The sequence below is a fragment of the Pauljensenia sp. C0254C2 genome (genome assembly GCF_056583835.1).
Genome location: NZ_JBWPJO010000006.1, coordinates 1 through 25,564 on the forward strand (window position 1 = coordinate 1; position 25,564 = coordinate 25,564).

The 25,564-nt window shown below is 60.3% G+C and carries 21 protein-coding genes; 14 read left to right on the forward strand and 7 right to left on the reverse strand.

The features are described 5' to 3' along the window. Both AC1DA5_RS05755 and ald read left to right on the forward strand, forming a co-directional pair. A partial coding sequence (locus AC1DA5_RS05755; protein WP_480289525.1) for an aldehyde dehydrogenase family protein occupies window positions 1-323 on the forward strand: 323 nt, incomplete at its 5' end. An 18-nt stretch (window positions 324-341) separates the two neighbouring features. Beyond that, window positions 342-1,460, forward strand: coding sequence for an alanine dehydrogenase (gene ald / locus AC1DA5_RS05760; protein WP_285016310.1), 1,119 nt, complete (start codon window positions 342-344; stop codon window positions 1,458-1,460). 688 nt (window positions 1,461-2,148) lie between these two features. Here the strand turns inward: ald and AC1DA5_RS05765 are convergent. The 5 genes from AC1DA5_RS05765 to AC1DA5_RS05785 form a co-directional block, all read right to left on the reverse strand. Further along, entirely contained in the window at window positions 2,149-2,934 is a 786-nt protein-coding gene (locus AC1DA5_RS05765; RefSeq protein ID WP_070727851.1) for a hypothetical protein, read from the reverse strand. A gap of 11 nt (window positions 2,935-2,945) precedes the next feature. After that, on the reverse strand, window positions 2,946-3,950 hold the full coding sequence (locus tag AC1DA5_RS05770; RefSeq protein WP_058237358.1) for a transketolase family protein: 1,005 nt from the start codon (window positions 3,948-3,950) through the stop codon (window positions 2,946-2,948). A gap of 1 nt (window position 3,951) precedes the next feature. Beyond that, entirely contained in the window at window positions 3,952-4,815 is an 864-nt protein-coding gene (locus tag AC1DA5_RS05775) for a transketolase (RefSeq protein WP_058237357.1), read from the reverse strand. Window positions 4,816-4,991: 176 nt separating this feature from the next. Next, window positions 4,992-6,251 (reverse strand): aspartate aminotransferase family protein, encoded by a 1,260-nt coding sequence (locus AC1DA5_RS05780; protein WP_070727842.1) that lies wholly within the window; start codon window positions 6,249-6,251, stop codon window positions 4,992-4,994. 12 nt (window positions 6,252-6,263) lie between these two features. Further along, complete coding sequence (locus AC1DA5_RS05785) at window positions 6,264-7,025, reverse strand: hypothetical protein (protein ID WP_480289527.1); 762 nt, start codon at window positions 7,023-7,025, stop codon at window positions 6,264-6,266. 454 nt (window positions 7,026-7,479) lie between these two features. Between AC1DA5_RS05785 and AC1DA5_RS05790 the strand changes: the two genes are divergently transcribed. Genes AC1DA5_RS05790 through AC1DA5_RS05800 form a run of 3 tightly spaced genes read left to right on the forward strand, consistent with a single transcriptional unit; the run spans window position 7,480 to window position 10,845 of the window. Beyond that, complete coding sequence (locus AC1DA5_RS05790) at window positions 7,480-8,511, forward strand: efflux RND transporter periplasmic adaptor subunit (protein WP_092648870.1); 1,032 nt, start codon at window positions 7,480-7,482, stop codon at window positions 8,509-8,511. Window position 8,512: 1 nt separating this feature from the next. After that, window positions 8,513-9,421: an ABC transporter ATP-binding protein gene (locus AC1DA5_RS05795; RefSeq protein ID WP_480289528.1), complete on the forward strand. Its 909-nt coding sequence runs from the start codon at window positions 8,513-8,515 to the stop codon at window positions 9,419-9,421. Beyond that, window positions 9,418-10,845 carry an ABC transporter permease gene (locus tag AC1DA5_RS05800; RefSeq protein WP_480289530.1) on the forward strand — a complete coding sequence of 476 codons (1,428 nt, stop codon included), beginning with the start codon at window positions 9,418-9,420 and terminating at the stop codon, window positions 10,843-10,845. The genes AC1DA5_RS05795 and AC1DA5_RS05800 overlap by 4 nt, the downstream gene beginning before the upstream one ends. Window positions 10,846-10,931: 86 nt before the next feature. Here AC1DA5_RS05800 and AC1DA5_RS05805 read toward each other — a convergent pair whose 3' ends face one another. Then, window positions 10,932-11,816 carry an HhH-GPD family protein gene (locus tag AC1DA5_RS05805; protein ID WP_070727830.1) on the reverse strand — a complete coding sequence of 295 codons (885 nt, stop codon included), beginning with the start codon at window positions 11,814-11,816 and terminating at the stop codon, window positions 10,932-10,934. 66 nt (window positions 11,817-11,882) lie between these two features. Here AC1DA5_RS05805 and dcd point away from each other — a divergent pair, with 66 nt between their 5' ends. After that, a complete protein-coding gene (gene dcd / locus AC1DA5_RS05810) occupies window positions 11,883-12,476 on the forward strand; it encodes a dCTP deaminase (RefSeq protein WP_058237351.1) in 594 nt (197 codons plus the stop codon). Continuing rightward, window positions 12,469-13,812, forward strand: coding sequence for a PRTRC system protein E (locus tag AC1DA5_RS05815; RefSeq protein ID WP_480289532.1), 1,344 nt, complete (start codon window positions 12,469-12,471; stop codon window positions 13,810-13,812). Before dcd ends, AC1DA5_RS05815 begins: the two co-directional genes overlap by 8 nt. Before the next feature lie 27 nt (window positions 13,813-13,839). Here AC1DA5_RS05815 and AC1DA5_RS05820 read toward each other — a convergent pair whose 3' ends face one another. Then, window positions 13,840-16,131: a (Fe-S)-binding protein gene (locus AC1DA5_RS05820; protein ID WP_070727827.1), complete on the reverse strand. Its 2,292-nt coding sequence runs from the start codon at window positions 16,129-16,131 to the stop codon at window positions 13,840-13,842. A 254-nt stretch (window positions 16,132-16,385) separates the two neighbouring features. Between AC1DA5_RS05820 and AC1DA5_RS05825 the strand changes: the two genes are divergently transcribed. The 7 genes from AC1DA5_RS05825 to purF all read left to right on the forward strand — a co-directional run bounded on the left by AC1DA5_RS05825 (window position 16,386) and on the right by purF (window position 25,559). Then, a complete protein-coding gene (locus AC1DA5_RS05825) occupies window positions 16,386-19,349 on the forward strand; it encodes a Na+/H+ antiporter subunit A (RefSeq protein ID WP_480289535.1) in 2,964 nt (987 codons plus the stop codon). After that, the gene (locus AC1DA5_RS05830; RefSeq protein ID WP_480289536.1) at window positions 19,349-19,867 is read left to right on the forward strand and encodes a Na(+)/H(+) antiporter subunit C; all 519 of its coding nucleotides are present in this window, start codon (window positions 19,349-19,351) and stop codon (window positions 19,865-19,867) included. The genes AC1DA5_RS05825 and AC1DA5_RS05830 overlap by 1 nt, the downstream gene beginning before the upstream one ends. Then, window positions 19,864-21,777, forward strand: coding sequence for a Na+/H+ antiporter subunit D (locus AC1DA5_RS05835; RefSeq protein WP_480289538.1), 1,914 nt, complete (start codon window positions 19,864-19,866; stop codon window positions 21,775-21,777). Before AC1DA5_RS05830 ends, AC1DA5_RS05835 begins: the two co-directional genes overlap by 4 nt. Then, complete coding sequence (locus tag AC1DA5_RS05840; RefSeq protein ID WP_480289540.1) at window positions 21,774-22,832, forward strand: Na+/H+ antiporter subunit E; 1,059 nt, start codon at window positions 21,774-21,776, stop codon at window positions 22,830-22,832. The genes AC1DA5_RS05835 and AC1DA5_RS05840 overlap by 4 nt, the downstream gene beginning before the upstream one ends. Further along, window positions 22,829-23,308, forward strand: a complete 480-nt coding sequence (locus AC1DA5_RS05845; protein WP_070727812.1) for an MrpF/PhaF family protein — start codon at window positions 22,829-22,831, stop codon at window positions 23,306-23,308. Before AC1DA5_RS05840 ends, AC1DA5_RS05845 begins: the two co-directional genes overlap by 4 nt. After that, entirely contained in the window at window positions 23,308-23,661 is a 354-nt protein-coding gene (mnhG, locus tag AC1DA5_RS05850; RefSeq protein ID WP_058237344.1) for a monovalent cation/H(+) antiporter subunit G, read from the forward strand. Before AC1DA5_RS05845 ends, mnhG begins: the two co-directional genes overlap by 1 nt. Before the next feature lie 152 nt (window positions 23,662-23,813). Then, window positions 23,814-25,559: an amidophosphoribosyltransferase gene (purF, locus tag AC1DA5_RS05855; RefSeq protein WP_480289595.1), complete on the forward strand. Its 1,746-nt coding sequence runs from the start codon at window positions 23,814-23,816 to the stop codon at window positions 25,557-25,559. The last annotated feature ends 5 nt before the right edge of the window (window positions 25,560-25,564 follow it).

The window sequence follows — 25,564 nt, forward strand, 5'->3', positions numbered from 1 at the left end:
TGCTGACGGACTACCAGGATCGCGACAAGCCTTTGGCGCTGTATATCTTCACCAGGAAGAAGCGCTTTGCTCAGCGCGTTGTCGAGGCGATATCCAGCGGCGGCGTGTGCATCAATGACACGTTGCTGCACATGTCCTCAACAAAAGCGCCCTTTGGCGGCGTCGGGAACTCCGGCATGGGCAACTACCACGGGGCCTCGGGCTTCAAAACCCTGAGCCACGAGCGAACGGTGCTGCATAAGAGCTGGTGCTTCGACATTCCGGTGCGGCACCACCCCTATGATTCCAAGTCCTTCTCATTCCTCAAAAAGATACTGGGTTAACACACAAGGGAGGTTTCAATGCGCGTAGGAATTCCAACCGAAGCGAAGAACAACGAGTTCCGAGTTTCAATGACCCCGAGTGGCGTCTCTGCACTTGTGCACGGCGGCCACGAAGTCCTGGTTCAGGCGGGCGCGGGTGTCGGATCTGCAATTTCCGATGAGGATTATGCCGCGGTGGGCGCCACCATCGTTGACGGTGCCGACGAGGTGTGGGCACAGTCCGACATGATCGTGAAAGTCAAAGAACCGATCGAATCTGAGTACGGTCATATCCGTGAAGGCCAGATCGTTTTCACCTATCTACACCTGGCTGCGGACAAGCCCGGCACGGATGCGCTGCTGGGAGCTAAAGCGGTTGGCATTGCGTACGAGACGGTGCGTTTGCCTGACGGCCGTTTGCCGCTGCTGATTCCGATGTCAGAGATCGCTGGGCGGTTGGCGCCCCAGGTCGGCTCGTATTTCCTTCAGAAGCCGCATGGGGGCAAAGGCGTCCTGATGGGCGGAGTGACCGGCGTGGAAGATGCACACGTACTGGTCATCGGTGGCGGCACCGCCGGAATCAACGCCGCTGCGGGCGCAGTGGGACTGGGCGCGGATGTCACGGTTGTCGACAACAATATCGACAAGCTGCGCCGGATCACGAACCACTGGGAAGGGCGCGTGTGCACGCGTTATTCCACGCCGCTGGAAATTTCGCGCCTGATCAAGAAGTCCGACGTGGTGGTCGGCTCGGTTCTGATCCCAGGTTCGAAAGCTCCCAAGCTAGTGACCAATGAGATGGTTGCATCAATGCAGCCGGGATCTGTTCTGGTTGATATCGCCATTGACCAGGGTGGCTGTTTCGAGGATTCACACCCCACCACTCATGAGGAGCCCACCTTCAGGGTGCACGACACCACGTTCTACTGTGTGACGAACATGCCGGGCACTGTCCCGGTGTCTTCGACGCAGGCACTGACCAACGCCACCTTGCCCTATATCCATGCGATTGCGGACAAGGGATGGAAGAAGGCTCTGGCCGATGATGTGGCGCTGCGTCAGGGTCTGAACACCTTCGACGGGAAGATCACCTTCCCCGGCGTTGCCGAGGCATTCGACATGGAATGTGCCAGCGCGGAGGAGATCGTCGGAGCGTAAGAGGATTCCACCTTCACGGTTCCAGCCGGGCGGGTGTGCGGGCGCAGAAGCGTCCGCACACCCGCCCCTTTCTATGTATGAGTGTGGACGAACACGTAATAGATCATGCCGGGTCGGCTCGCACGAAGGCCTCGCCTAAGCGACTGTGCCTGCACGAGCACCCAGATTTTCGAGGCTCGCGCACGCGCCCCCATGAATCTCAACGCACTGCGCGAACGACCGCCAACATCTCAAGGCACCGCGCGCACATGCCCCTAGATTTAAGAGGCCCACGTGCACAATCCCCTAGATCTAAGCGCCCTGCGTGCACATACCCCTAGAAAAGAACGGAGTTCTCATGAGACGATTTGCAAACCTGCAGGTCAGAGAGGGTGTGTGTGATCGCGGGCGGCGGGCAGCGCGGTTAATCTAGGGGAATGTGCACTACGAGGGTTTAATTCTAGGGGAATGTGCACTACGAGGGCTTGAATCTAGGGCTTCGTGCATAAAACGGCTTCGATCTGGAGCCTCGTGCGCGTCACATGAACAGATAAGCGGTCTCAACGCAGTGGTGCCGGCGTTCGGAATGATCCGAACACCGGCACCTCGTGCAACTCAGGCGTTGGGAGCAGCCCGGCCGGGCTACAGCTTATTGACGGGCCCGTCTCGACTGGACAGAGCAGCTGCTCAGCCGAGCCTGAGCGTGCGGCTACTTTTGGGCGTACTGCCCGACCAGCATCATGAAATCACCGATCTGAGCACCGAACTCCGGCGCACCTTCCATGATCAGACGCTTCTGTGCAGTCAACGCCAACATGTCCGCTGTCTGCAACAACACGCCGAGCGCCGCATCCAGGTCGGTGAAGCGCATCGTGAAGAAGGGCTGCGACCGCTTGTATGCGCCGCGCGCAGAACGGGTCTTGCCCGCCTTGACACGGATGTAGCCAGCCAGATCATCGCGGCCATCTACCACCAGGGCGTAGACACGGTCAGGTGACATCTTCGCCCATTTCGCCACCTCCGGGTGTCCAGCCTTATTGAGCTGGCTGATACCCGACGGCAGCAGGTAGAACATGAGCTTGACCATCAGTGCCTTGGTTTCCTCATCAGCCGGCGGCTCCGAAGCGCTGAGCAGTTTCTGCATCTTGAGCAACCCCATGACTACGGGAACAACCCAGTTCAGGTGATGCACGTGACGGAACTGCGGTAACTTCATCGACGTGCCTTTGAAGAAGGCGTTGAAGTGATCGATATCGTTGAACGCCAACTCCACAGTCGGTTCGTCTTCACTGGGTCCAAGCTTCACCGAGATGTCACCCTCGTCGAAAACGAGGTGAGTGGCCCACTTGTCGCCCTCGTGCGGGAAGGAAAACTGGACGATACCGGTCTTTTTGGCGAACATCTTGTGCAGCGAGGTCTCCTCGATGATGACTTTCAGCAAGGGGATCGCACTGTTCAGGAAGATCTTCGCAGTGTAAATAGCTTCTTTATCCATGGAGTGTCGCCCTAAATCTCATCCGCCCAGTCGTCGTCTTCTTCGAAGTCCATCTTGAGCAGTTCATGGACCGCCGTGACGACGCCGGCAGTATCGATACCGTGGTAGGCCATCAGGTCTTCCTGCAGGCCAATGGGGGAGAACTGGTCTGGAATTCCCAGACGCTTGAACGCGCAGCCCATACCGGCAGATGCGATGACTTCCGAGACCGCGCCGCCCAGACCGCCGATGATCGAGTGATCTTCCACGGTGATGATGCGTCGAGTGTCGTGAACGGCCTTGCGTACCGCTTCCTCGTCCAGCGGCTTGATCGTGTGCATGTCCAACACGCGCACCTTCACGCCGTCAGCGGCCAGTTCGCGGGCTGCTTGAACCGCAGAGAAGACTGTGCAGCCACACGCAATGATCGTCGCGTCGGAGCCGTCGGCAAGCTGAACAGCCTTGCCGATCTCGTAGCCGTAGTCTGCCTCGCGGTACACGATCTGGTCGAATCCGCGGTTGATGCGGATGTAGACCGGGCCTTCCATCTCGTAAGCGGCCTTGACTGCGTTCGCAGTCTCCATACCGTCAGCAGGTACCAGCACGGTCAGGTTCGCCAGCGACCTCATGATCGCGATGTCCTCGATCGAGTGGTGCGTGGAACCGGCCTGGCCGAACGAGGTGCCCGCGTGGGAGCCAATCATCTTGACGTTGAGGTTCTGATAGCAGATATCGGTGTGCACCTGGTCAAGGGCGCGGCACGAGTTGAAGATCGCGAACGAGGATGTGAACGGAATCAGTCCGCAGCTCGCCATGCCGGCCGCCACGCCGTACATGTTCTGCTCAGCGATGCCCAGGTTGTAGAAGCGATCTGGGAATGATTCCATGAACGTGCCGATCTTGGTGGATTTGGCCAGATCAGCGGTCAGAACAACAATCCTGGGATCGTCTTCGCCAAGTTTGGACAGCATCGCGCCGTAAACTTCAGCGGTTGACAGTTTCGTGGTGTCAATACTGGTGTAAACAAGGCCTGCCATCTTACTTCTCCTCCAACTTGGCTAGACGTTCGGCGTGATACTTGTCGAGGCTGGCGAACGCCTGATCGCGCAGCTCGTCGTTGATTGCGCCGTAGTGCCACTTGTAGTCACCGGCAGCGAAATCAACACCCTGGCCTTTCACCGTGTTCAGCACGATGCAGGTGGGCTTGTCTGTTGTGTTCTTCGCCGTTTCGAGGGCGTCGATGATGGCTGCGTGATCGTGACCATCAATGCTCAGTGTGTTGAAACCGAAGGCTGTCCACTTGTCGGCAAAGGGCTCGAGCTTCATGACGTCCTCGGTCGGGCCGTCAATCATGGCCTTGTTGCGGTCCACCATCACGACAACGTTGTGCGCGTTGTAGTTGGCGATCGCCATTGCGGCTTCCCAGATCGACCCCTCGTTGCATTCGCCGTCACCGAGCATGCAGTAGGTCATGAAATCTTTCTTGAGCTGCGTTGCCGCCAGACCCATACCCAGCGCGATCGACAGGCCGTGGCCGAGCGATCCGGTGGAGGCATCCAGGCCGTTGACCTTGTTGCAGTCCAGGTGGATGCCGAGTTTTGATCCTGTCAGGTTGAAGGTCTTCAGCTCGTCGTGGTCAACGAATCCCAGGTCGGCCAGAACCGTGACGAATCCGATTCCTGCGTGCCCCTTCGACATGACGAAACGGTCACGATCCTCCCACTTGGCATTCTTCGGATCAATGTTCATCACGTGGTAATACAACACTGTGACTGCATCGATCATGGAGAGTGCGCCGCCGAGGTGGCCGGAGTGCGCGTGGTAAACGGTATCGACGATATCGTGACGCAGGAAATTTGCTTTATCCTCGAGTCGCTTGAGCTCGTCTAGTGATACGGGCATCGTAGCTCCTTTACTACTTTTCTCATATGTGCTGTCAGTCTGCACGCCTGCCTCAGACGTGCAGGTAAACGGGTGAAGATCAGGTGTTTCTGAAGACAGGCCGCCGGTGCGGACAGGTGGGCGGGTGCTGGCTGCATGGCCAGGCGGGCCGCGCCTGTCCGCGCCGATGGGCTTGCCTACAGGATCAACTCATCTTCCTGGGTATGCAGTTCCTTGAATGCTTCTCTTGCAACGTCCCACGTGAACTCAATGTCCTCATCGGTCAGTGAGCAGTTGATGAAGTGGTTGTGGTGGTTGGTGAAGAAGACTCCGCGTTTGACGCAGTTGCCGACGAACGCCTGGTGCAGCATTGACGATGGGTCATTATCCAGGCGCATGAACCACATGGACGGCTCACCGGTCACGACCAGTTTGTAGCCTTCTTCCTCAGCGACCTTCTTTAAGCCTTCGGTCAACTTGCGACCTTTATCTTTCATGACCGTGGCACCGTCGATTTCCTTCATGATTGTCAGGCATTCGATCGCAGCAGCCATCGGTGCTGCCGACAACCAGTAGCTGCCTGTGTAGAACACGGAGGAAGCTGCGGCTTTAAGCTCGTCAGATCCACACAGCGCGGAAATGTTGAACCCGTTGGCCAGAGCCTTGCAGAAGCAAATCAGATCAGCCTTGAAACCGTAGTGATAGTCACTGCCTCGCTCATCCAGGCGGAAACCGCATCGCACGTCGTCGATAATCAGCACGATGCCGTGCTTGTCGCACAGCTCGCGAACTTTCTGCCAGTATCCCGGTGCCGGAAGCTCATTGTCCACGAACGTAGGGTGATAGTACGGCGTGGAAATGATGCCGGCGATCTGGTTCGGATACTTCGCGATCGTCTTTTCGAGGGCGTCGATATCGTTGAACGGCAGGTCAATGACGTTGGCGAGGTCAGCGTCGGTGATGCCGGCGTACCCAACGTACTGCATCCACTGCGCCACGCCGTGGTAGCCACCGAAGAAGCGGATGATCTTGTCACGCCCGGTTGCGGCGCGCGCGGTCAGGACCGCCATATTCGTCACGTCGCCACCGTTCTTGGCGAAGAACGCCCAGTCGGCGCTGGCGACCTCATCGACCAGCAGTTCAGCAAGTTCGATCATGCGGGTGGTCGGAAGCGTTGTGCAATTGCCCTGCTCAAGCTGCTTGATGAAGGCTTCGTTGACTTTTGGATGGTTGTAGCCCAGTACGTTGGGGCCGTACGCACACATGTAGTCAATGAAGCGGTTCCCGTCCACGTCCCAGATGTAGGAATCCTGGGCATGATCAGCGTAGAACGGGTAGTCCTCGATCGGAATGAAGCAACCTTCGGAAGGACCGAGGTGTCCGTAGATGCCGGCGGGAATCACCTTTGTGGCGCGGTCGAACAGCTCGTGGCTCTTGGGGTATTCATATGTGTTCATCGGGTGCTCCTCCTACGCCAGATATGTCTGGACTTGGCCCAGCAGCTTGTTGAGATTGTCGATCATGGCGATTCGCCCTCGAATCTTCAGGCGACTCTTCCCCAGGCACGCAAATGAGTCGAGCTCACCGCTCAAAATGCCCTGAGCTGTCTCAATCGAATCGAACGACATCAGTGCGCTGATGGGGCGGATCCGACCCTGGCTCAAGCTCAGCGCGCCACCCTCGGCATGGATCGTCAGTTCGGGGCCGTCCTCAACGTGGACCAGAATGTTGCCATCGGGGATGCGCCCCGCGTTCTTCTTACCGTGATCGTCGTATCGGGCGATCGGGCCGAGCGCTGAGAAGGCGACGTTGGCCGTCAGGATCGTTGAAATTCGTGAGAATTCCGGGTCCTTGAGAGCTTCGGGTGTGGGGCGCAGGAACTCCGTGAGCCGATCGGTGATCTGCATGAACTCGTCCGTCAGGAACTTGATATGAGTGAAGCCCTTGATGGGGATCGGGTTCGCTTTCCCGTCAATCATGCCGTTGAAGTGCTTGGATGATGCAAACACCAGCGAAATTGTCGGCTTTGTTTTCGGCTTGGTCGTTGCGGTGCAGGATCCGTGGTCGAAGATCAAAGTCAGTGGTTGAATACCGGGGATGTGGAAATCGACACTCGTATCAGAGTTCGCCACGATGGAGCGTGCGCGCGAGTCGAGCTCGCACAGCTGCTCAATATTTCGCAAGACAGCGTGAAGATAAACCGCCGCCTTCACTTTCTGCTGATTAGTCATAGTCACCTCATCGTTGAAATCACTCAGGCCCATTCCTGACGACTTCCTAGCACAGGAGGTCTTGTATCCAGTTGTCGCATGTTCGAGGGCGTCTCCGGCAAGCCCCCACCGTGGAATGAGTGGGAACTCAATGCCGCTTCGTTTCAGACTACACTGCCGGGCGCCCTCGGCACGGCAAGTTGAAAATAAAAAGTTGACGAATTTTCCGCGACGGGTGCGCGCGGGTGCAGGTGGGTACGAGGTCGCCGGGCGCGACCGCTCACGGACGCTGTGTGTGACCGTGGCGTCACCTCATCCCTGAGCCGTCCCTGAAAAAACCCTGATTTTGGGCGGGGGGTCGCAGAATGTTCGAGGGTGATCCTCCGCGCGTTCTACACTCAGTTTCGTCATAATGCGCACCAACGCCACGGGGATCTTGAGCCGGGGCTGACGTGCCAAGTCTCAAGGAGGATATATGGCAGGCCGGTCCAAAGGCGCGTTGGTGCTTTCAATCATCAAAGTCCTGGCGTGGGTGGTAATCGCCGTCGCATTCGTGAAGTTCGCATTCTTCCCCTCGGCCAACAAGCCCGAGGGTGACGCGCTGGATCCTGGCGCGCAATACGGGCAGATGACAGTTCTGCCCGAAAAGGGCACGATCACGAACACGCTGTCGCTGGAAGGCACGATCGAACCGGTCGCTGCCACGCCGGTGAAAGCCACCATGATGGGCGAAGTGACTGAGGTATACGTGCAAGATGGCCAAAACGTTGCCAAAGGCGATCCGATTCTGCTGATTCAACGCGAAGAAACGGGTGAAGACCAGCAGGGCGTCGATGAAGAAGGCAATCCGACCGTCATCCCGGGTGAAAAGTATTGGAAGAGCGAAGTGGTCTATGCGCCGGCAGACGGTGCGCTCGCCTTGAATGCGCTGGTTGAACAGCAGTTCAACGTGGGGGATCCGATCGGCTCCATTCAGCCGCCTACCTTTGTTGCCAGCGCGAGCCTCACACCCGACCAGATGTACCGGATGCAGCAAACACCTGAAAAGGCGACGATCACGATCAAGAACGGTCCGGCACCGTTCGAATGCACGGGGCTTCGTATCGATACGCCCAAGGCATCGGGACAGGATTCCGGGTCTGTCCCCAAGATGGATGGCAATTCAGGTTCAACTCAGTCAGGCATTCGCGCCACGTGCACCATTCCCGGTGACCAGAAGGTGTTTGCCGGCCTGCAGGTGACGATGGATGTGGTTGCCGGTGAAGCAGCTGACGTGATGACGCTGCCGGCAACCGCAGTTGAGGGACGCTTCCAGAACGGCTACGTCTACATGCCGACAGATGATCCGGCGAACCCGACGAAGGTGGAAGTCAAGCTGGGAATCACTGACGGCAAACGCGTGCAGATCGTCGAGGGCCTGACCGAGGATCAGGAAGTTCTCGAATTCATCCCAGGCCAGCAGCAGGAACAGGACATGTGTGACCCGATGACAGGTGAAGGGTGCTGACGTGGCACTGCTCGACATTCATGACGTCACACGGACAGTCACGCTGCCCGATGGGGATGATCTCCACATCCTCAGGGGTGTCAATCTGACTGTGGAGCCTGGCGACCACGTCTCCATCGTGGGGCGATCAGGAACCGGCAAATCCACGCTGCTCAACATTATTGGACTGTTGGACAAGCCGACCAGTGGGACCTACAGCATCGACGGTGTTGATACATCGGGCCTGGGCGAGGGGAAACGATCAGCACTTCGAGGATCGTCCTTCGGCTTTGTCTTTCAGCAGTTCAACATTTTCAATGCTCGAACAGCGCTGCAGAACGTGGAAGTCCCGTTGCTGTATGCGGCAGGCCGCCAGTTCTGGAACCGTCGCAACCTGGCGGCTGACATGCTCGAGCGGGTTGGCTTGGGCGACCGCCTTGACTCCTATCCCACGCAGATGTCGGGCGGTGAGCAGCAACGTATCGCCATTGCGCGCGCTTTGGTGCGCACGCCGCGCGTCATTCTGGCCGACGAGCCGACGGGCGCACTGGACCCGCACACCGGCCGCATCATTATGGAACTGCTCGAAGACGTGGCTGCGGAAAACAATGCCGCCCTGATCGTCATTACGCACGACATGAATGTGGCGGCGCGAGCGAGCCGCGCGTATTCCCTCTACGACGGCATCCTGCACAATGTTGACGATTTGTCTGAGCACACCGTTGCCGCCGTTTCAGACGGGGTGCCCGTCATGTCGCAGGATGCTGAGCGCGGTCAAATACCCCAGTCGCCCTCGAACATGCCAATGAGCAACGAGGGTGAGGCTTCGGCTGCGCCTGAACTGTGCGACGAAGAAACAGACACAGCCACCATTGAGGAAGTGACCGTCACGGAGGACGGGGAACCCCTTGGAAATGAGGTGACGCCATGAGGATCCTGAGCCAGATTGTGGGCGCGCTCGTCGAGGCGTGGGGTGAGGTGCGCGTGCAGAAAGCGCGCGTGATCCTCTCCCTGGTGGGTGTCGTGGCAGCTGTTGCCGCCATGTCAACGGTAATTGCGTTGGGTGACATCGTCGGACAGGCGGACAAGGAAATGAATGAAGCGTTCGACGGCCGGGATATTACGCTGCGGCTCATGCCGCAAAAAACCGGAGACGGCGGTGGCGACACTGCGGGCGCGCCACCTGGTGGCGGCATGGTCGTGGGAAGCGGTGGCGCCGTGGCGTATGCCGAAGACGCGGTACCGGATTCAACTGAGCCGGAAGACCAGGACCAGATGGGCTGGTCCGCTCAGGCGACCGGTATCGTGGCCGACCCGGTGTCTACCGCCATGAAAACGCTGGCGGACCGCTTCTCAATTCCGTACTGGTCACGACTGGAAGATTCCTCCATTCAGATCGAAGAAGTCGATCGAGCCCAGCAAACCGGGTCGTTCCGCGGGGTTCCGGTTGTGGAGCCTAAATACGGATTTGGAGGATTGGCACTGCAGGCGGTGGATCCGAATTATCAGGTGCTGTTCCGCCTGAAGCCGGTGCAGGGACGCTGGCTGCAGGACAGTGACATCAACCAGCGGGTCAGCCCTGTTGTTATCAACAGTATTTTGTGGGAATACCTGGGCAAGCCCAACATTGCTGACCCGATTGTGCTGAACGTGACCGGCAAGCAGACACAGCAGCTGCGTGTAGTCGGAGTGGTCAGGGCAAAATCCGCCTGGGATCAGCCCATCATCTACATGCACTACGACGCCTGGCAGCTGACCAAACCACAGGACACGGCCGACCCGACAATGGCAGGAGGCATCGGAGGTTTTCCGACGATGCTGGTGTGGAGCGGTGAAGATCAGGTCGACCAGGCACGCACCGAGCTGCCCGCGGCTCTGAGTGCGATTCTGGGTCAGGGCTGGCGCGTGGATGTGAGTGGCGGCGAGCAGTTCGAAAGTGTGCAGGATCAGACTCAGACGCTGCGCCTGATAGTCATGATCATCGGCGCGATCGTCATCTCCCTGGGCGCATTGGGCTTGCTGAACGTGGCGATCGTGACGGTGCGTCAACGTATCCGGGAAATCGGCATCCGACGCGCAATGGGTGCCTCGGCCGGCAGAGTTTTCTTCGCCGTGTTCATGGAATCAGTGGTCGCGACCTTTGTTGCAGGCATAATCGGGGTAGGCATTGCGATCGTGATCCTGCAGTTCATTCCGCTCGAGTCAATGGACATCATATTGCAGGACCGACCGGCGTTCCCCACTTCCGCGGCCGCCGCCGGCGTCGGGATCGCATCTGCAGTTGGCGCTCTGTGCGGCATTATTCCGGCAGTGGCAGCCATCCGGGTGCGTCCGATCGACGCGATTCGCTACTAATCAACTACCAAGGGACTGCCTTCTGCGCAGGCCGTCCTGACCGCAAGAGCGGGCTTTATGCGGCCCTCTAATGGGCGGTCAGCGCTCTAGTCAGGCAGGCCATACGTTCCGCGTCGATCCACTTCGATCAACCCGTCATTGACGAGGGCATCCACCACTTGCACTGCCTGGTCTGCTGGAGCGCCGGGCAAGGTGGCCGCTTCAATGACTGCATCGCGGCCGACGCGCTCCGCTGAAGAAGCGTGAGCATCACGCAGCAGCGCCATGACGCGGCCACGAGCCTGACGGTCGGTTCCCGCCCACGCCTGGCCGCGCGGTTTGACCGCATCGGCAGGCTGACCGTCAGCAAGCCATCGGCACCGCTCACTGATCGGGCATTGATCGCACAGCGGTGCGCGCTGCGTACACACCAGTGCGCCAAGCTCCATGATGGCCACGTTCCACAAGGCGCAAGCGTCGCCCTCGTCCGGAAGCAATGACCATGCGCGCTCACGTTCGGCCCGTGAAGGAGCCGATTTTCGGGCGAACTGGCGGCCGTCAAAAACGCGGGTGAGGACCCGACGAATGTTGGTGTCCAATACAGGGACACGTTGGTGGAACGAGAAGGATGCGACAGCTGAAGCGGTGTAGGGACCGATTCCCGGCAGTTCCAGCAAAGCATCCATATCGGCCGGTACACGCGAACCGGGGCGGTTGGCGATCACCTGAGCGCATGCATGCAGACGCAGGGCTCGCGACGGGTAGCCCAGGTGGTCCCACGCCACCAGAACATCGGAGCGCCTGGCACGGGCCAGATCAACAGGCGTGGGCCAGCGTTCCATCCACCGCTCCCAGATCGGCTGGACCCGCGGTATCGGGGTCTGCTGGCTCATCACTTCAAAAACCAGGGTGGCCCACGGGCTGACATGGTCAGAACGCATCGGAAGGTCACGCCGATTGTGCCTGTACCAGGTCGTTACCGCGTCAAACATGACTACAGCCTACGGGCAAGTTGTCGTTCAGTTGGAGCTGGGGCGCCGACGTGGGACAATCAACACATGCTCCTGAGTGACCGTGACATTGCTGCCAGCCTGGATTCGGGGCGGATCAATCTCGACCCGCTCGACCGCTCGATGATTCAGCCCGCCAGTATCGACGTGCGCCTCGACCGGCTCTTCCGCCTGTTCAACAACCACCGCTATTCGGTGATCGACCCGGCGGCCGACCAGTCTGACCTGACGCACCTGATTGATGTGGGACCGGACGACCCCTTCGTGCTGCATCCCGGCGAGTTTGTGCTGGGAGCCACCTACGAGCAGGTCACCCTGGCTGATGACATCGCCGCGCGCCTGGAAGGCAAGTCGTCGCTGGGCCGGCTCGGATTGCTGACGCACTCGACTGCAGGGTTCATTGACCCCGGATTTTGTGGCCATGTGACCCTGGAGCTGTCGAACACGGCGACGATGCCGATTCTGCTGCACCCCGGCATGAAGGTCGGACAGTTGTGTTTCTTTGATCTGTCGTCGCCCGCGAAGAACCCGTATGGTTCAGCCGCGGCCGGCTCCCACTATCAGGGCCAACGCGGGCCGACCCCGTCCCGCACGCATGTGCGCTTTACCCGCACCAGAATCGAGCGTGGGGCTGATGACTGACACGTCATCACCTGGCAGTGGCGCAGAGGCACCCTCGTCGCACAACACTGCGCCTGGCCGACCCACGCGCATTTCAATTCATGACCGCTTCGCCCAGGCGGACCGCCGTGTTGAAAAGCGTGCAGAGCAGCAGGGGGAGGCTGCCGACGCGACCGAAAGTGAACGGGCCGCGCAGCGCGAGGCACCCAGCCTTCTGGCTGACACGTCATTGACGGCGCTGAGCGGCCTGAACGTTTTGACGGATTCGTTCCGCATTGACGAGGGGGGCCGCGCGGCCCGCGATGACTCGGGAGCACCGATCAGTGCGCCGCTGACACGCCTGGAGGACCCGCACCCACTCGACGTGGACAGTGCGCGTGAGCACCATGTGCTGTTGCTCAGCCCGGAGGTCGACCCCGAAGAACTCGAAGCGCTGGCAATTTCTGTGTGGGATGACGCCGGATGGGCCGGGGCAGGAAACTTGACGCTGTGCCAGTCCGCGCGGCTCAATGGCCCGTGGAGCGTGGATGCGGCGACTCGCGCCGAGCTTGGATCGGGCGCGGACCTGACGCGTGCGTGGATCCTGAATTGTCCCGCGTCACGTGGGAAAGCTCCAGATGAGGACATGAAAGAGCGTGACAGGTGGGCGCGCGCATTCCCAGACGGCATGCCGATAGGACTGGAGTACAAAGTCTTGCTGGTCCTGTATCGCATGGCTCGACGCCTGGGTGGTGCGCTGCGCATCGCGACCGACACGTCCGGTGATGTCATTCAGCCTGACCCGGATTCGGCAGTGGGGCTGACCCTGTATTCGAGGCGCTGGCTGGACCCCGATGAACTGATGGAGCTGCTGCACAGGGATTTCCCAACGGTGGTTGACTCGCGGGAATTGGGTGTCAGGCAGCAGCGCCGCCTGACACAGCGTGAAATTGAAGCTGCGCGCGCGATCCAGAGCTCAACGCCGGCATTGAGAGAAGACATCGCTCAGAGACTCAAACGCGACCGAGCCGAGGCGGCAACCCGCGACCAGGTGCTTGACGGTTACTGCCTGGTCGCGCCGGCTGGTAACCGGTCTGAGTTTTCCTGCGAAGTCACCGTCACGCGCGACATTCCTCGAGTCCTGCGCTGGGAAATATGGGAATCACAGTCGGTGATCTGCTACAGGCTGCACTGGTTGAACCATGCGGATCTGAAAGTGCATGCGCCGACGAATATGCTCACCCGGACAGCCAGGCTTGAGCGGGCACGCTCGGCACGCGACATTGAGCGCGCCGCCGGATTGATCGTCTCCGCAGTGGGTGGCTTCGTGGTTGACGAGGATGACTTCCTGGTCGCCATGAGCGACCAGGGCGACTAACACATCTGCAGACCTGTTCCACTGGTGCTAGGTGATGGTGCCGTCGTCTCCGGCTGCATCGCGGTGGCGGTGGACGCCCTCGAGCAGCAACACGGCAACGTCCTTGACTTCAGGCATATTCTCACCGTGCGCCGATCCCAGCATCTGCGAGCAGTAGGGGCACGCAGTTGCCACGACGTGTGCTCCGGTTTCACGCGCCTCATCCATGCGGTTATCCGCAATGCGCGTGCCACGTGTTTCCTCCATCCACGCCCGCGCGCCACCTGCACCACAGCACAGTGCGCGCTCGCGATTGCGCGGCATCTCCACCATGTCCACACTCGGCAGTGATCCCAGCAGATCGCGCGGCGCCTCAAAGATACGGTTGTGCCTGCCCAGGAAGCATGGATCGTGATACGTAATCGTCTGATGCTGCTCGCCGGGTGCGGGCGGCAGGGGAGTGAGCCTGTTCTCGCGCACCAGACGGTTCAGCAACTGCGTATGGTGGATCACTTCGAAAGTACCGCCCAGCTGCGGGAACTCTCCGGCAATCGTGTTGAAGCAGTGAGCGCACGTCACCACAATCTTCCTCGCGTGAGCCTCGTTCAACGTGTCAATGGCGGCGCTCGCCAGCATCTGGAACAAGATTTCATTGCCCGCACGGCGCGCCGGATCCCCAGTACACGACTCAGCCGATCCAAGCACCCCGAACGTCACGCCAGCGGTGTGCAGCAATTCCGCCAGCGCGGCAGTGGTCTTTTTCGCACGATCATCGTACGCACCCGCGCATCCGACCCACAGCACGTACTCCACGTCATCGGCAGAGTCAATATCCTCTCCAATCACCGGCACGTCGAAGTCCAGGTTCTTCGCCCACTCCATGCGCTTGCGAGCCGACTGGTTATACGGATTCCCCTTCATTTCCATCCCGCGGAACGGACGCGCCAGGTCGCGTGGGAATGCTGACTCCATCAACACCCGGTGGCGTCGCAGATTCAAGATGTCGTCAACGTGTTCAATATCGACCGGGCATTGATCCACACACGCACCACACATCGTGCAGTCCCACAGGACACCCTCGTCAATGACGTCGGGAACGAGCGGCCCGTCGGTGTCGCGCACCCCAAGCGGACCGGTCGCACCGGAGGACGACAAGGCATGCAGGACGTCGCTGGTGTGCGGGGAGGGAAGGACGCCCTTTTCGATCAGGGTCTTGTCTTCGCCCGGATCAATCTCCTCAGGCACGTCCATGTCGGTCAGTTCCACGCGGGAAACAGATTCCACATGGTCGCGCAACGCCAGGACGAGCAGCTTAGGCGACAGCGGTTTTTCCGTGTTCCACGCCGGACACAATTCCTGGCAGCGGCCGCATTCGGTACACGAATACAGGTCCAGACGCTGCTTCCACGTCAGGTCCAGCGCGGTTCCCACGCCGAGCGGCACGTCATCAGGCAGGTCGTCGAGGCGGTCCAGGTCAGTGAGCGGCTCGCCATCAACGAGCATCGGTGCTGCCGGCCCCAGTGACTTCGCGCCGTCGGCGTTGCGCCGCGCATACAGGTTGATGATGGCGAGGAAGCGGTGCCATGCCACACCCATTGACGTCTGCACGCCGATCACGATCATCCACAGCATCGACACAAGAATCTTCAGCAGACTGACCAGCACAATTGCCGTGGCGAGCGTGGAAGGAGCCGCCGAGGACGCCAACGATCCAATCCAACCGGTCAGCGGATAGTGCCACCACGACGCATCGCCTCCATCAGCAACGACGAGGGCGGCCTCCAATCCGCGCAACACCACCACGCACCCGCACACGATGACAATGACCCATTCAACGAAAAGGGCCTGCCAGCGGGTCGAACCGAAGAAACGGGACGTGCGCTTACGCAATGGTGTGTCGGCCGGAAGCGGCTTGGGGCGGTGTTCGCTCCGGTAACGGATCACCATCAACACGATGATCGCCAGCAACCCGGCCCATGCAAAAATATCGACGAGCCATTGCCACGGCGCCCACGTGCCGATCAGCGGCAGCGACCAGCGAGGGTTGCGCAGATGCGCATAGCCACTGATCAAGGTCAGGAAAAGCAGGGGGAAGGAGACCATGACAAACCAGTGCGCGACTTTCACGATTGGTTTGTGTGTGAACTCGCGGTGCGTGATGATCGTGGAGAGCATCGTCCACAGGCGTTTCCCGACAGGACGCATCCTCGTGTGATCCGGCTGGCCCTGTGAGAACTGGCGAACCAGATGGGCGATGCCTCGGCCTAGCGACACCAGGGCAATCAGAGTGACCAGCCAGGCGAAAACCCATGAAACCGTGACGATGACGGGAGAGGCCATGTGAGTTTTTTCCTCCTGGAATGATCGGTCTGTTGATCCTGATGTGTCTCATTATCCTCTCACGCAGAGCCCCTCGCGCATGCGACCGATCAGCTCTGCCCGTGGCTGAGGCCTTTTGGACAGGGCACGCAGATTATCAGCAGGTGCATTATCCTAGAAGTGACCGTTCGTAAATGCGGGACGTACCTGTGTGCTTGCCCCGCGCACGGCGCCCATCTGCCCGCTGAGAACGACGACCGCTGCGGAGGTCCTGAATGATTACGCTGCTTGCCGCGCATATATGCGCGGCAATTGTAGCGCCGTGGCTTGTCGGGCGATTGCATCGCACTGCGTTCATGTTGTTGGCCCTGGTGCCAGGATCAGCATTCGTGTGGGCACTGGTCCATACCTCCCAGGTGTTGTCGGGCAATGCTGACACGATTCCAGCTGAACACGTGATGTGGGTTCCGGGACTGGATCTGGACATCTGGTTCCGCATGGACATGCTGTCGTGGCTGATGACGATGATCGTGGGGGGCGTGGGCGCCCTCGTCCTGCTGTACTCGTCACGGTATTTTGGGCACTCAGCGGTTGGAAGCGGGCGATTCGCAGCAGTCTTTGTCGGCTTTGCCGGAGCCATGCTCGGCGTGGTCACCGTTGATCACACGATGGGCCTATACACCTTCTGGGAAGCCACATCGCTTTTGTCATTCCTGCTGATCGGACACCACTTTGACCGCCGGCCCGCACGAGCTGCAGCCCGGCAGGCACTGCTGATCACCACATCAGGCTCACTGGCCATGTTCGCAGGCTTCGTCATGTGGGGCCTGGCTCCCGGTGGCTCCTTCCGCCTGTCCGAGCTGGCCGCGAACCTGGCCGACGGCACGATGGATGCCGGATCGCCGCTTGTGGCGACCGCGGCTGTCCTCGTCCTGCTCGGCGCATCCACAAAGAGCGCGCTCTTCCCTGCTCACTTCTGGCTACCCGGCGCGATGGCTGCACCCACACCTGTGTCCGCATACCTGCACGCGGCGGCAATGGTCAAAGCAGGTGTGTACCTGGTTGCCCGCCTGACACCCGGCGCAACCCAGATCGCTTTATGGTCCCCGCTGATCGTGACTATTGGACTGATCACGATGGTTCTGGGCGGGTGGCGCGCACTGCGTCAAACAGACCTCAAACTCGTATTGGCATTCGGCACCGTCTCGCAACTGGGGCTGATCACAGCGACAGTCGGGTTCGGCAGTCACGGCGCAATGGTGGCGGGACTGATCATGCTGATCGCACACTCGTGCTTCAAATCCACGCTGTTCCTGACAGTCGGTGCGGTTGAATCCTCGACCGGCACGCGCGATCTTCGCCGTCTGACCGGTCTGGCGCGACGCCTTCCCGTGCTTGCCGTAGCTGCCGCGCTGGCATGCCTGTCAATGGCGGGTGTTCCCATCACAGTGGGGTATGTCGGCAAAGAATCCATGATCTCCACCCTTTTGAGAGGCTCTGCAGCGCCGTGGACGGGGGCGCAGGCCGCATACTCGGGGCCAACCCTATTTGACCTCATTGTTCTTGCCGTGATCGCAATCGGATCGATGCTGACTGTCGCATACTCATGGCGCGCATGGTGGGGCGCATTCGGGACGCGCACACTGACCCCGACCGAGCAGAAGAAAAACACCGAAGGATCAGCTGCTGTGACCCAGAAATCAGCCCCTGAGGTCGATGCGAACGGTCAGCTGGTGCGCGTCAAACCCGTCCCGTTGTTGATGCTGATCCCGATTTGCCTGCTTTCCCTCGGCGCACTGATCGGGCTGGCGCCGACCGGGCTGGAAGACGTGCTCAGACTACACGGGGCGTATGACCTGGACGGCTCGGTACACGTGGCCTGGTGGTCGGGCTGGGAACCGGCACTGATCACACTCGCCATTTTCGCAGGTGGCGCGCTGCTGGCAGCGTTTGGATATTCGAGTGGGCTGATCTCACCCAAGCCACGCTCCCCGCTGTCCGCCATTTACATCTACTCCTGGTCGGTGCGTGAACTGGAAATCATCGCAACACGCGTCACGCGACTTATCCAGCGCGGTTCGCTGCCCTGGGACCTGTCGACAATCGTCGTGACAATGTTGATCGGGGTGGGCTCTGCGGTGTTGATCTTCCGACCCAGCACCTACGTCATCCGTCCGTGGGACTCCATACTGCAGGTCGGCATCGGTATTGTCATCATCATCTGTGCTCTGCTCACCGCCCGCTCCAGGCGGCGCATGCGTGCCGTCTTCGCGCTTGGTGGTGTGGGCCTGGGTGTGGCGGTGCTGTATGCATCGCAGGGCGCACCTGACCTGGCATTGACGCAGATCGTTGTTGAATCGGTGTCGATGGTGATTTTCGTGCTCGTGCTGCGCCGCCTCCCACGCTTCTTCTCCGACAGGCCGCTGGTACGTTCACGCTGGTGGCGTTTCATCGTCGCCCTGCTCATGGGGATCGGCACTGTGTTTGTTGGGCTGTATGCCTCGTCTGCGCGCGTCCACTCCGCAGTGTCGGAGCTGATGCCTAACGAGGCCTCCGAATTCGGCTACGGCGAGAACATCGTCAACGTGATCCTGGTGGATATCCGCGCTTGGGACACGGTTGGTGAGCTGTCAGTCCTGCTGGTCACGGCAACAGGTGTCGCCTCGCTGATCTACGTGTCCTCACGTGTCGGACGGGTGGAGCGTGCCCCGCGTGACTTGACGAGGGAGTCCACCTCTTTCCTGCCTGCAGCAACCGCCCTGCGTTCCCAGGATCGCTCAACTGTTCTGGAAGTAGTGACCCGCCTGCTGTTCCCGACCATGATTGTCGTGTCGTTGTGGCTGCTGCTGATCGGTCACAATAATCCGGGTGGTGGCTTCTCTGGCGGTGTGGTCGCAGGCCTGGCTTTTGTCCTGCGCTACCTGGCAGGTGGGCGTTATGAGTTGGCTGAAGCGATCCCGATTCCAGCGGGCCGCGTCCTGGGCACGGGCCTGTTCGTGGCTGCCGGCGGTGCGCTGATGCCATTGCTGTATGGCAACTCGGTGCTCCAATCCACGCCGTTGACCATTGACGTCGGCGTGCTGGGCGACATTCATTTCACCACCGCCATGATCCTGGATGTCGGCGTGTACATCCTGGTGGTCGGCCTAGTGCTGGACCTGGTGGCCTCGGCCGGTGCTGAAATCGATCAGCAGGCTCCGACCCCGATTTCACAGCAAAAGACAGGGAGGAAACACTGATGAGCGTTGCTTCCCTGACGATGCTGGTGATCGCCGGAGTTCTGGTGGCCACGGGCGTGTACTTGCTGCTTGAGCGCACCCTGTCACGTATCTTCATCGGCCTGAGCCTGATCACACACGGCGTGAATGTCTTGATTTTGTCCGGCGGTGGAGCAGCCGGACGCCCACCCCTGCTGGGCAGTGAAGACCCGACGGCAATGGCTGATCCACTGCCGCAGGCAATGATCCTCACCTCCATCGTGCTCTCGTTGGGCACCACCGCTTTCGGCCTGGCACTGGCGTACCGCTCCTGGCGACTGCTCGGACACGATGAAGTGGTCGATGATGTGGAAGACCGCCTGCTGGCGCGCCGCACCGAAGCTGAAATTACCGAGGCTCAGGATGTGGCCTCCTCCGGTGATGAGGACGAAGACATTAACTACGATGAGGATTCCCAATCTGACGAGGATGACGCGGACGGCACTGACGACGCTGACGGCGTTGATGACGCTGACGACGCTAAGGAGGCCCGACCATGACCTCCCTGGACTGGCTCGTTCCCATTCCCGTGGCACTGCCATTGCTGAGCGCAGGACTGGCGCTGGCGCTGTCACGGCACCCGAAGATTCAACAGCTCATCGCCTTGGTCGCATTGTCACTGACCACCGTTTCATCGGTCGTCCTGGCAGGTGCGGCGCACACCGGTCGCGTCGTCCTCGACGTGGGATCGTGGGCCGCTCCCATCGGCATCACGCTGGTCGTTGACCGGGTTTCCGGCGCGTTCCTGGTGGTCTCTCAGATCGTGACGCTGGCCGTTCTGGTCTATTCCCTGGCTCAGAATCTGGCTGATGACGAGCCGAACATGCCGATCGCCATCTACTTCCCGACATTCCTGATTCTGTCAGCAGGCGTGGCCAACGCATTTTTGACCGGTGACCTGTTCAACCTGTTCGTGGGTTTTGAGATCCTGCTGGCCGCCTCGTTCGTCCTGATCATGTTGGGCGGCACGCGAGGGCGAGTGCGTGCGGGCGCTGTGTACGTGGTCGTCTCCCTGCTGTCATCGTCGATTTTCCTGGCCGGCATCGCATTGACCTACGCTGCCACCGGCACGGTCAACATGGCGCAACTGGCGCTGCGCCTACCGGAGATTGACCAGAACGTGGCCACGATGATCCACATGCTGCTGCTGGTGGCCTTCGGCATCAAGGCAGCGTTGTTCCCACTGCAGGCCTGGCTTCCTGACTCCTACCCGACGGCACCGGCGCCCGTGACGGCAGTGTTCGCCGGCTTGATGACGAAGGTAGGCGTGTACGCGCTGATCAGGCTTGAAGTCCTGCTTTTCCCCGGTGATCGCTTCGCCCCGATACTGACAGTCGTCGGCATTGCGACCATGATCGGCGGCATTCTGGGGGCTGTTGCCCAGGATGACATTAAACGTCTGCTGTCCTTCACGCTGGTCTCGCACATCGGCTTCATGATGTGGGGCCTGGCGATCTCCTCGCGCGTGGGTGTCGCGGCAGTCATTTACTACGCAGCCCACCACATTCTGGTGCAAACGGCACTGTTCCTGATTGCTGGTCTTATCGAACGACGAGCGGGAACGACATCGCTGGCCAAACTGTCCGGTTTTGCCAGGAGCGCCCCCATCGTGTCGATCATGTTCTTCATCGCCGGTGTCAACCTGGTGGGTGTTCCGCCCCTGACCGGTTTCATCGGGAAGTTCGCCCTGGCGCAGGCATCTGTCGAAGCGGGCACGTTCAGCGCATGGGCACTGCTGGCAGGCGGCATCATCACCTCGTTCCTCACGCTGTACGTCGTCATCAAATGGTGGCACCAGGCGTTTTGGCAAACAGAAGATGATGCGCCGCTCGCATTGGCTTCCTCTCTGCCCATTCCGGGTATGTCATCGAATAGCTCGTCGCGCCTGTCACGCCAGTTTGACCGAGCCCAGCGCACTATGCGCAGCTCCCTCCAGCACTCTCAGGAAGTGGCTCGATCCGCGCTGACTGAAGCGGAAGCGAAGTCTGGAGGAACCTCACGACTGATGTCGGCAACCGTGGCCGTCCTTGTCGGCGTGCAAATCGCGATGGCCGCACTGTCCGGACCGATCTGGAATTATGTGGAAGAAGGCGCGCGCGACCAGCTGGCACGCACGCCCTACATCAACGCCGTTCTGGGAGGAGACGGGCGCGGTAGCGGCACGTCAGATACGGAATCGGGCGGCACCACGCCGGTCGTTCCCTCACCTGACCCCACGGCTTCACCCATTGAAGATCAGCAAAGTGAGGGCGAGGGCGACGCGCCTCAGTCGGATCACGATTCTCAGTCGGATTCGGCCCAGTCCGGGCGCGATGCACAATCGGGTCAAAGCGGCCAGTCAGATGCCGGTAACCAAAGTGGCGAAACGCGTGGGCAGGGTGGTACATCGCAGGATGGGAGGCGATCATGACAGTCTCACTAACCTCGTCGAACCCGGCCGGGCCGGAACCGCACGTGTCACGACGCCACACCCCTCTGGGTAAGCGCCTCTCCATCGCGATGACGCTGTGGCTGACGATCATATGGTGCCTGATCTTTGGACATTTTGACTGGTTGACGATTATTTCAGGTGTGCTGGTCGCCCTCGCCGTCCAGGTGGCGTTCCCACTGCCGCACATCACTCGCCTGTGGCATATCCGTCCGCTGTACGTGCTGTGGGTGCTGCTGACCTTCACGCGCGATGTCATCGTGGCCGGGCTGCAGGTGTCAAAAGTCGTGCTGCTCAATAAGCGCGTGGACAATGCGATCGTGCGAGTCGATCTGCGATCATCGAACCCGGTACACCTGACGATTCAGTCGGCAATGACGTCACTGGTGCCAGGGACCGTCGTGCTGCGCGTGGACAGGCTTTCAGCCGGGCTGTACCTGCATGTGCTTGACGTTCCGGCTCAGGGCGGTATCAACGGGGTCAAAGAGTCGATTCGCGCTCAGGAAGCACGCATGCTGCGTGCCATTGCAGCCAGCGAGCACCTGGAGCAGTGGGGGATTGACCTGCCGGTGAAGCCGATTTGGTCGTGGAGCAAGAAATCTCCGACTGCCTCGGAGAGGTGCGTTCCCGTCGAAGACACAGTTGAGACGACTCAGGCTCAGCCGCCGCTGCGTGAGGTGACGCCCACCGGCGAGGACCATCATGAGGAACCCGCATCCGGCGAAGGAACGCAGAGGAATCACGGCGACGATGTGCGAGACACTGTTGATCACGCGAAGGCTTTGCGCGATGCCACGCAGGGAGACATTTCCGGCATGGTGGATCTGACAAAGGTCGTGCCGGAAGAAGAGCGTGGGCTGGACGTAACAGAGACGACGAAGTCTGGGGAGGGTCAAGGCTTGGGTGATGCTTTTGCCTCGGACACTGCCGGTGAACCTGGCGATGCCCATGCCTCGGGCAATGCCGAAGAGCCCGGTGATGCTTATCCCTCGGACACTGCCGGTGAACCTGGCGCGCGCGGTGAGGAGGATCAATGATCGGCGACTTTTCAGCGCTTGACCTCCTGCATGCCCTGACAGGACTTATGACCGTGCTCGCGGCAGTACTCGCCACGATCCGCATTGCCAAAGGCCCCGGTCTGCTGGACCGAACCGTCGCATTCGACGTGTTGACGGCCGCGGGAATCGGGATGATCGCCGTGATGATCGTGTGGTGGCATCGCTACGACCTGAGCGTCCTGCTCATCATTCTGGCGCTGACCGCATTCATGTCCGGCGTCGTGGTCTCACGCTTCGCCACACGTATCGACCGCAGCCAGCAGCGCATCCTGAGTGAGGAAGAGGCCCAGGAGCAGGTAGCTGAACGTGAGCGGCAGGCTGAAGAAGCTCAGCGTGAAGAAACTGAGGACGCTCAGCGCAGCGTGCACGATGCCCGCCAGACGGGAGCCGTTGACGCAGCGCACGACCTGGAACTGGTGCATGACCCCGAACACGGCACGCAGGAGGAACACTGATGGTGATGGAATGGATCGGCGCCATCCTGGTCTTTATCGGCGTGGCCTTTACATTGATTGCAGCGATCGGCCTGATCAACATGCCGGATCTGTTCACGCGCATGCATGCGGCATCAAAACCTCAGCTGCTCGGACTGATGTTCATCTGCGTTGGCATGGCGGTCGAATTACATAACTGGCGCTGGGCAGTGCTCGCCGTCGCAGTCCTCGTCCTGCAGGTCATTACCGCGCCCGTGTCGTCGCACCTCGTGGGTCGAGCGACCTATCTCACGGGGAATTGGGATTCAGAGCATCTTCTGGTCGATGATCTGACCGATGACATGTCCTCCTCGTCGATGATTGACGCGCCCTGATCGTTTCCTGTCGAGCTTCCTCGGCCTGCTCTCAGAATGGGTTGGCGTCCCGCCAACTTCAGCCACGCTCCGACAGTCCTAAAAAGGGTGCAATCTCATGGTCTGAAGATTGGCTCTGCGACCAGTGGATATGACACAGTAGAGGCGTGACTATGAGCATGTCGCTTCCTGACGACACTGACGATCATCCACACGACCATTGCGGCGTTTTCGGCGTGTGGGCGCCAGGCGAAGATGTTTCACGCCTGACATATTTTGGCCTGTACGCGCTGCAGCATCGTGGCCAGCAGTCGGCGGGTATTGCCGCCTCTGACGGTAACAACATCCTCGTGTACAAGGATCAGGGCCTGGTCAACCAAGTGTTCAACGAGCAAACCCTGACAGGTCTGCGTGGACACATCGCCCTCGGACATGTCCGCTACGCCACCACCGGTGCAGACAACTGGCACAACGCCCAGCCCACGCTCGGCCCGACACCGTGGGGCACAGTCGCGCTAGGACATAACGGCAACCTGATCAACACGGCTGCGCTGAGCACCCTCGTCGATGAAATCAGTCATGGTGAACGCCGGGCAGACCGAAATTCGACCACTGACACCTCGATCATTACTGACCTGCTGGGTAAAGCTGACCGGTTGCCCGCCCCGTGGCGCGGCGAAGAAGGGGCTGTCGAAGATGTGGACGAGGGCGACGCAGCCACGTCCGCTGCACCCACTACCGCACCAGCCTCTGCCAAGCCTGCCGCGCGGACCGTGCTCGACTCCGAGCCCACCACGTCCACCGCACAAGCCGATACTGCGCCCGCAGGAGCAGACAACGCGCAGCCCGGCCGCCCTTCTGAAGCCGCATTCCAGGCCGCACGCCGCGCATCCGGAGAAATCGATCCGGGCGCCCTGTCAGAGGCGATACGCCAGGCCAGGGAAGCCGGCGACGATGAGGACCACGGTTCACTGGTGCCCTCCGCGCTCAAGGTTCTGCCACTGCTGCGCGGCGCATTCTCACTGGTGTTCATGGACGAGCACGCCATGTATGGTGCGCGTGATCCGCACGGATATCGCCCACTCGTGCTGGGACGCCTGTCGCGCGGATGGGTGCTCGCCTCGGAAACGTCTGCACTGGATCTGGTGGGCGCCTCGTTCGTGCGAGAAATCAAGCCGGGCGAACTGGTGGTCATTGACTCTTCTGGAGTGCGTTCCTACACGTTTGCGCAGGCCGCCAGCGCAACATGCGTCTTTGAATACGTCTACCTTGCGCGCCCCGACACGGTGATCGGGGATCGTCAGATCGTGGCGGCTCGTCGGCAAATGGGAGCAATCCTGGCTAAGGAGAATCCGACCGAGGCCGACTTGGTCATGCCGACACCCGAATCGGGAACACCCGCTGCGATCGGGTACGCCGAAGAATCAGGCATCCCTTTTGCGCAGGGACTTGTGAAGAACTCCTATGTGGGCCGCACGTTTATCCAGCCCACGCAGTCGCTGCGTCAGCTGGGTATCCGACTCAAGCTCAACCCGCTCAAGGAAGTTATCGCCGGCAAACGACTCATCGTCATCGACGATTCGATCGTGCGCGGGAACACTCAGCGCGCGTTGGTGCGTATGCTGCGCGAAGCAGGCGCGCTGGAAGTTCATGTGCGTATCTCCTCGCCGCCGGTGCTGTGGCCCTGCTTCTTCGGCATTGATTTTCCGACGAGGGCGGAACTGATTGCCTCGTCGATGGATGTGGACGAAATCTGTCGCTCCATTGGTGCTGATTCGCTGGCCTACCTCTCACTTCCCGGCATGGTCCGCGCAACCGGGCAAGGCGATAACCTGTGCGTAGGGTGTTTCACCGGCGCGTACCCCGAACCTGTCACACGCGGCACACCCATCCCCGGCACGCCGGGCGCAACGGTCTAGTCACA

Bases quoted from the DNA above. Each gene is read 5' to 3' on its own strand.
- ald (WP_285016310.1), top strand. From the start codon at position 342: ATGCGCGTAGGAATTCCAACCGAAGCGAAGAACAACGAGTTCCGAGTT.
- AC1DA5_RS05765 (WP_070727851.1), bottom strand. From the start codon at position 2,934: ATGGATAAAGAAGCTATTTACACTGCGAAGATCTTCCTGAACAGTGCG.
- AC1DA5_RS05770 (WP_058237358.1), bottom strand. From the start codon at position 3,950: ATGGCAGGCCTTGTTTACACCAGTATTGACACCACGAAACTGTCAACC.
- AC1DA5_RS05775 (WP_058237357.1), bottom strand. From the start codon at position 4,815: ATGCCCGTATCACTAGACGAGCTCAAGCGACTCGAGGATAAAGCAAAT.
- AC1DA5_RS05780 (WP_070727842.1), bottom strand. From the start codon at position 6,251: ATGAACACATATGAATACCCCAAGAGCCACGAGCTGTTCGACCGCGCC.
- AC1DA5_RS05785 (WP_480289527.1), bottom strand. From the start codon at position 7,025: ATGACTAATCAGCAGAAAGTGAAGGCGGCGGTTTATCTTCACGCTGTC.
- AC1DA5_RS05790 (WP_092648870.1), top strand. From the start codon at position 7,480: ATGGCAGGCCGGTCCAAAGGCGCGTTGGTGCTTTCAATCATCAAAGTC.
- AC1DA5_RS05800 (WP_480289530.1), top strand. From the start codon at position 9,418: ATGAGGATCCTGAGCCAGATTGTGGGCGCGCTCGTCGAGGCGTGGGGT.
- AC1DA5_RS05805 (WP_070727830.1), bottom strand. From the start codon at position 11,816: ATGTTTGACGCGGTAACGACCTGGTACAGGCACAATCGGCGTGACCTT.
- dcd (WP_058237351.1), top strand. From the start codon at position 11,883: ATGCTCCTGAGTGACCGTGACATTGCTGCCAGCCTGGATTCGGGGCGG.
- AC1DA5_RS05815 (WP_480289532.1), top strand. From the start codon at position 12,469: ATGACTGACACGTCATCACCTGGCAGTGGCGCAGAGGCACCCTCGTCG.
- AC1DA5_RS05820 (WP_070727827.1), bottom strand. From the start codon at position 16,131: ATGGCCTCTCCCGTCATCGTCACGGTTTCATGGGTTTTCGCCTGGCTG.
- AC1DA5_RS05825 (WP_480289535.1), top strand. From the start codon at position 16,386: ATGATTACGCTGCTTGCCGCGCATATATGCGCGGCAATTGTAGCGCCG.
- AC1DA5_RS05830 (WP_480289536.1), top strand. From the start codon at position 19,349: ATGAGCGTTGCTTCCCTGACGATGCTGGTGATCGCCGGAGTTCTGGTG.
- AC1DA5_RS05835 (WP_480289538.1), top strand. From the start codon at position 19,864: ATGACCTCCCTGGACTGGCTCGTTCCCATTCCCGTGGCACTGCCATTG.
- AC1DA5_RS05840 (WP_480289540.1), top strand. From the start codon at position 21,774: ATGACAGTCTCACTAACCTCGTCGAACCCGGCCGGGCCGGAACCGCAC.
- AC1DA5_RS05845 (WP_070727812.1), top strand. From the start codon at position 22,829: ATGATCGGCGACTTTTCAGCGCTTGACCTCCTGCATGCCCTGACAGGA.
- mnhG (WP_058237344.1), top strand. From the start codon at position 23,308: ATGGTGATGGAATGGATCGGCGCCATCCTGGTCTTTATCGGCGTGGCC.
- purF (WP_480289595.1), top strand. From the start codon at position 23,814: ATGAGCATGTCGCTTCCTGACGACACTGACGATCATCCACACGACCAT.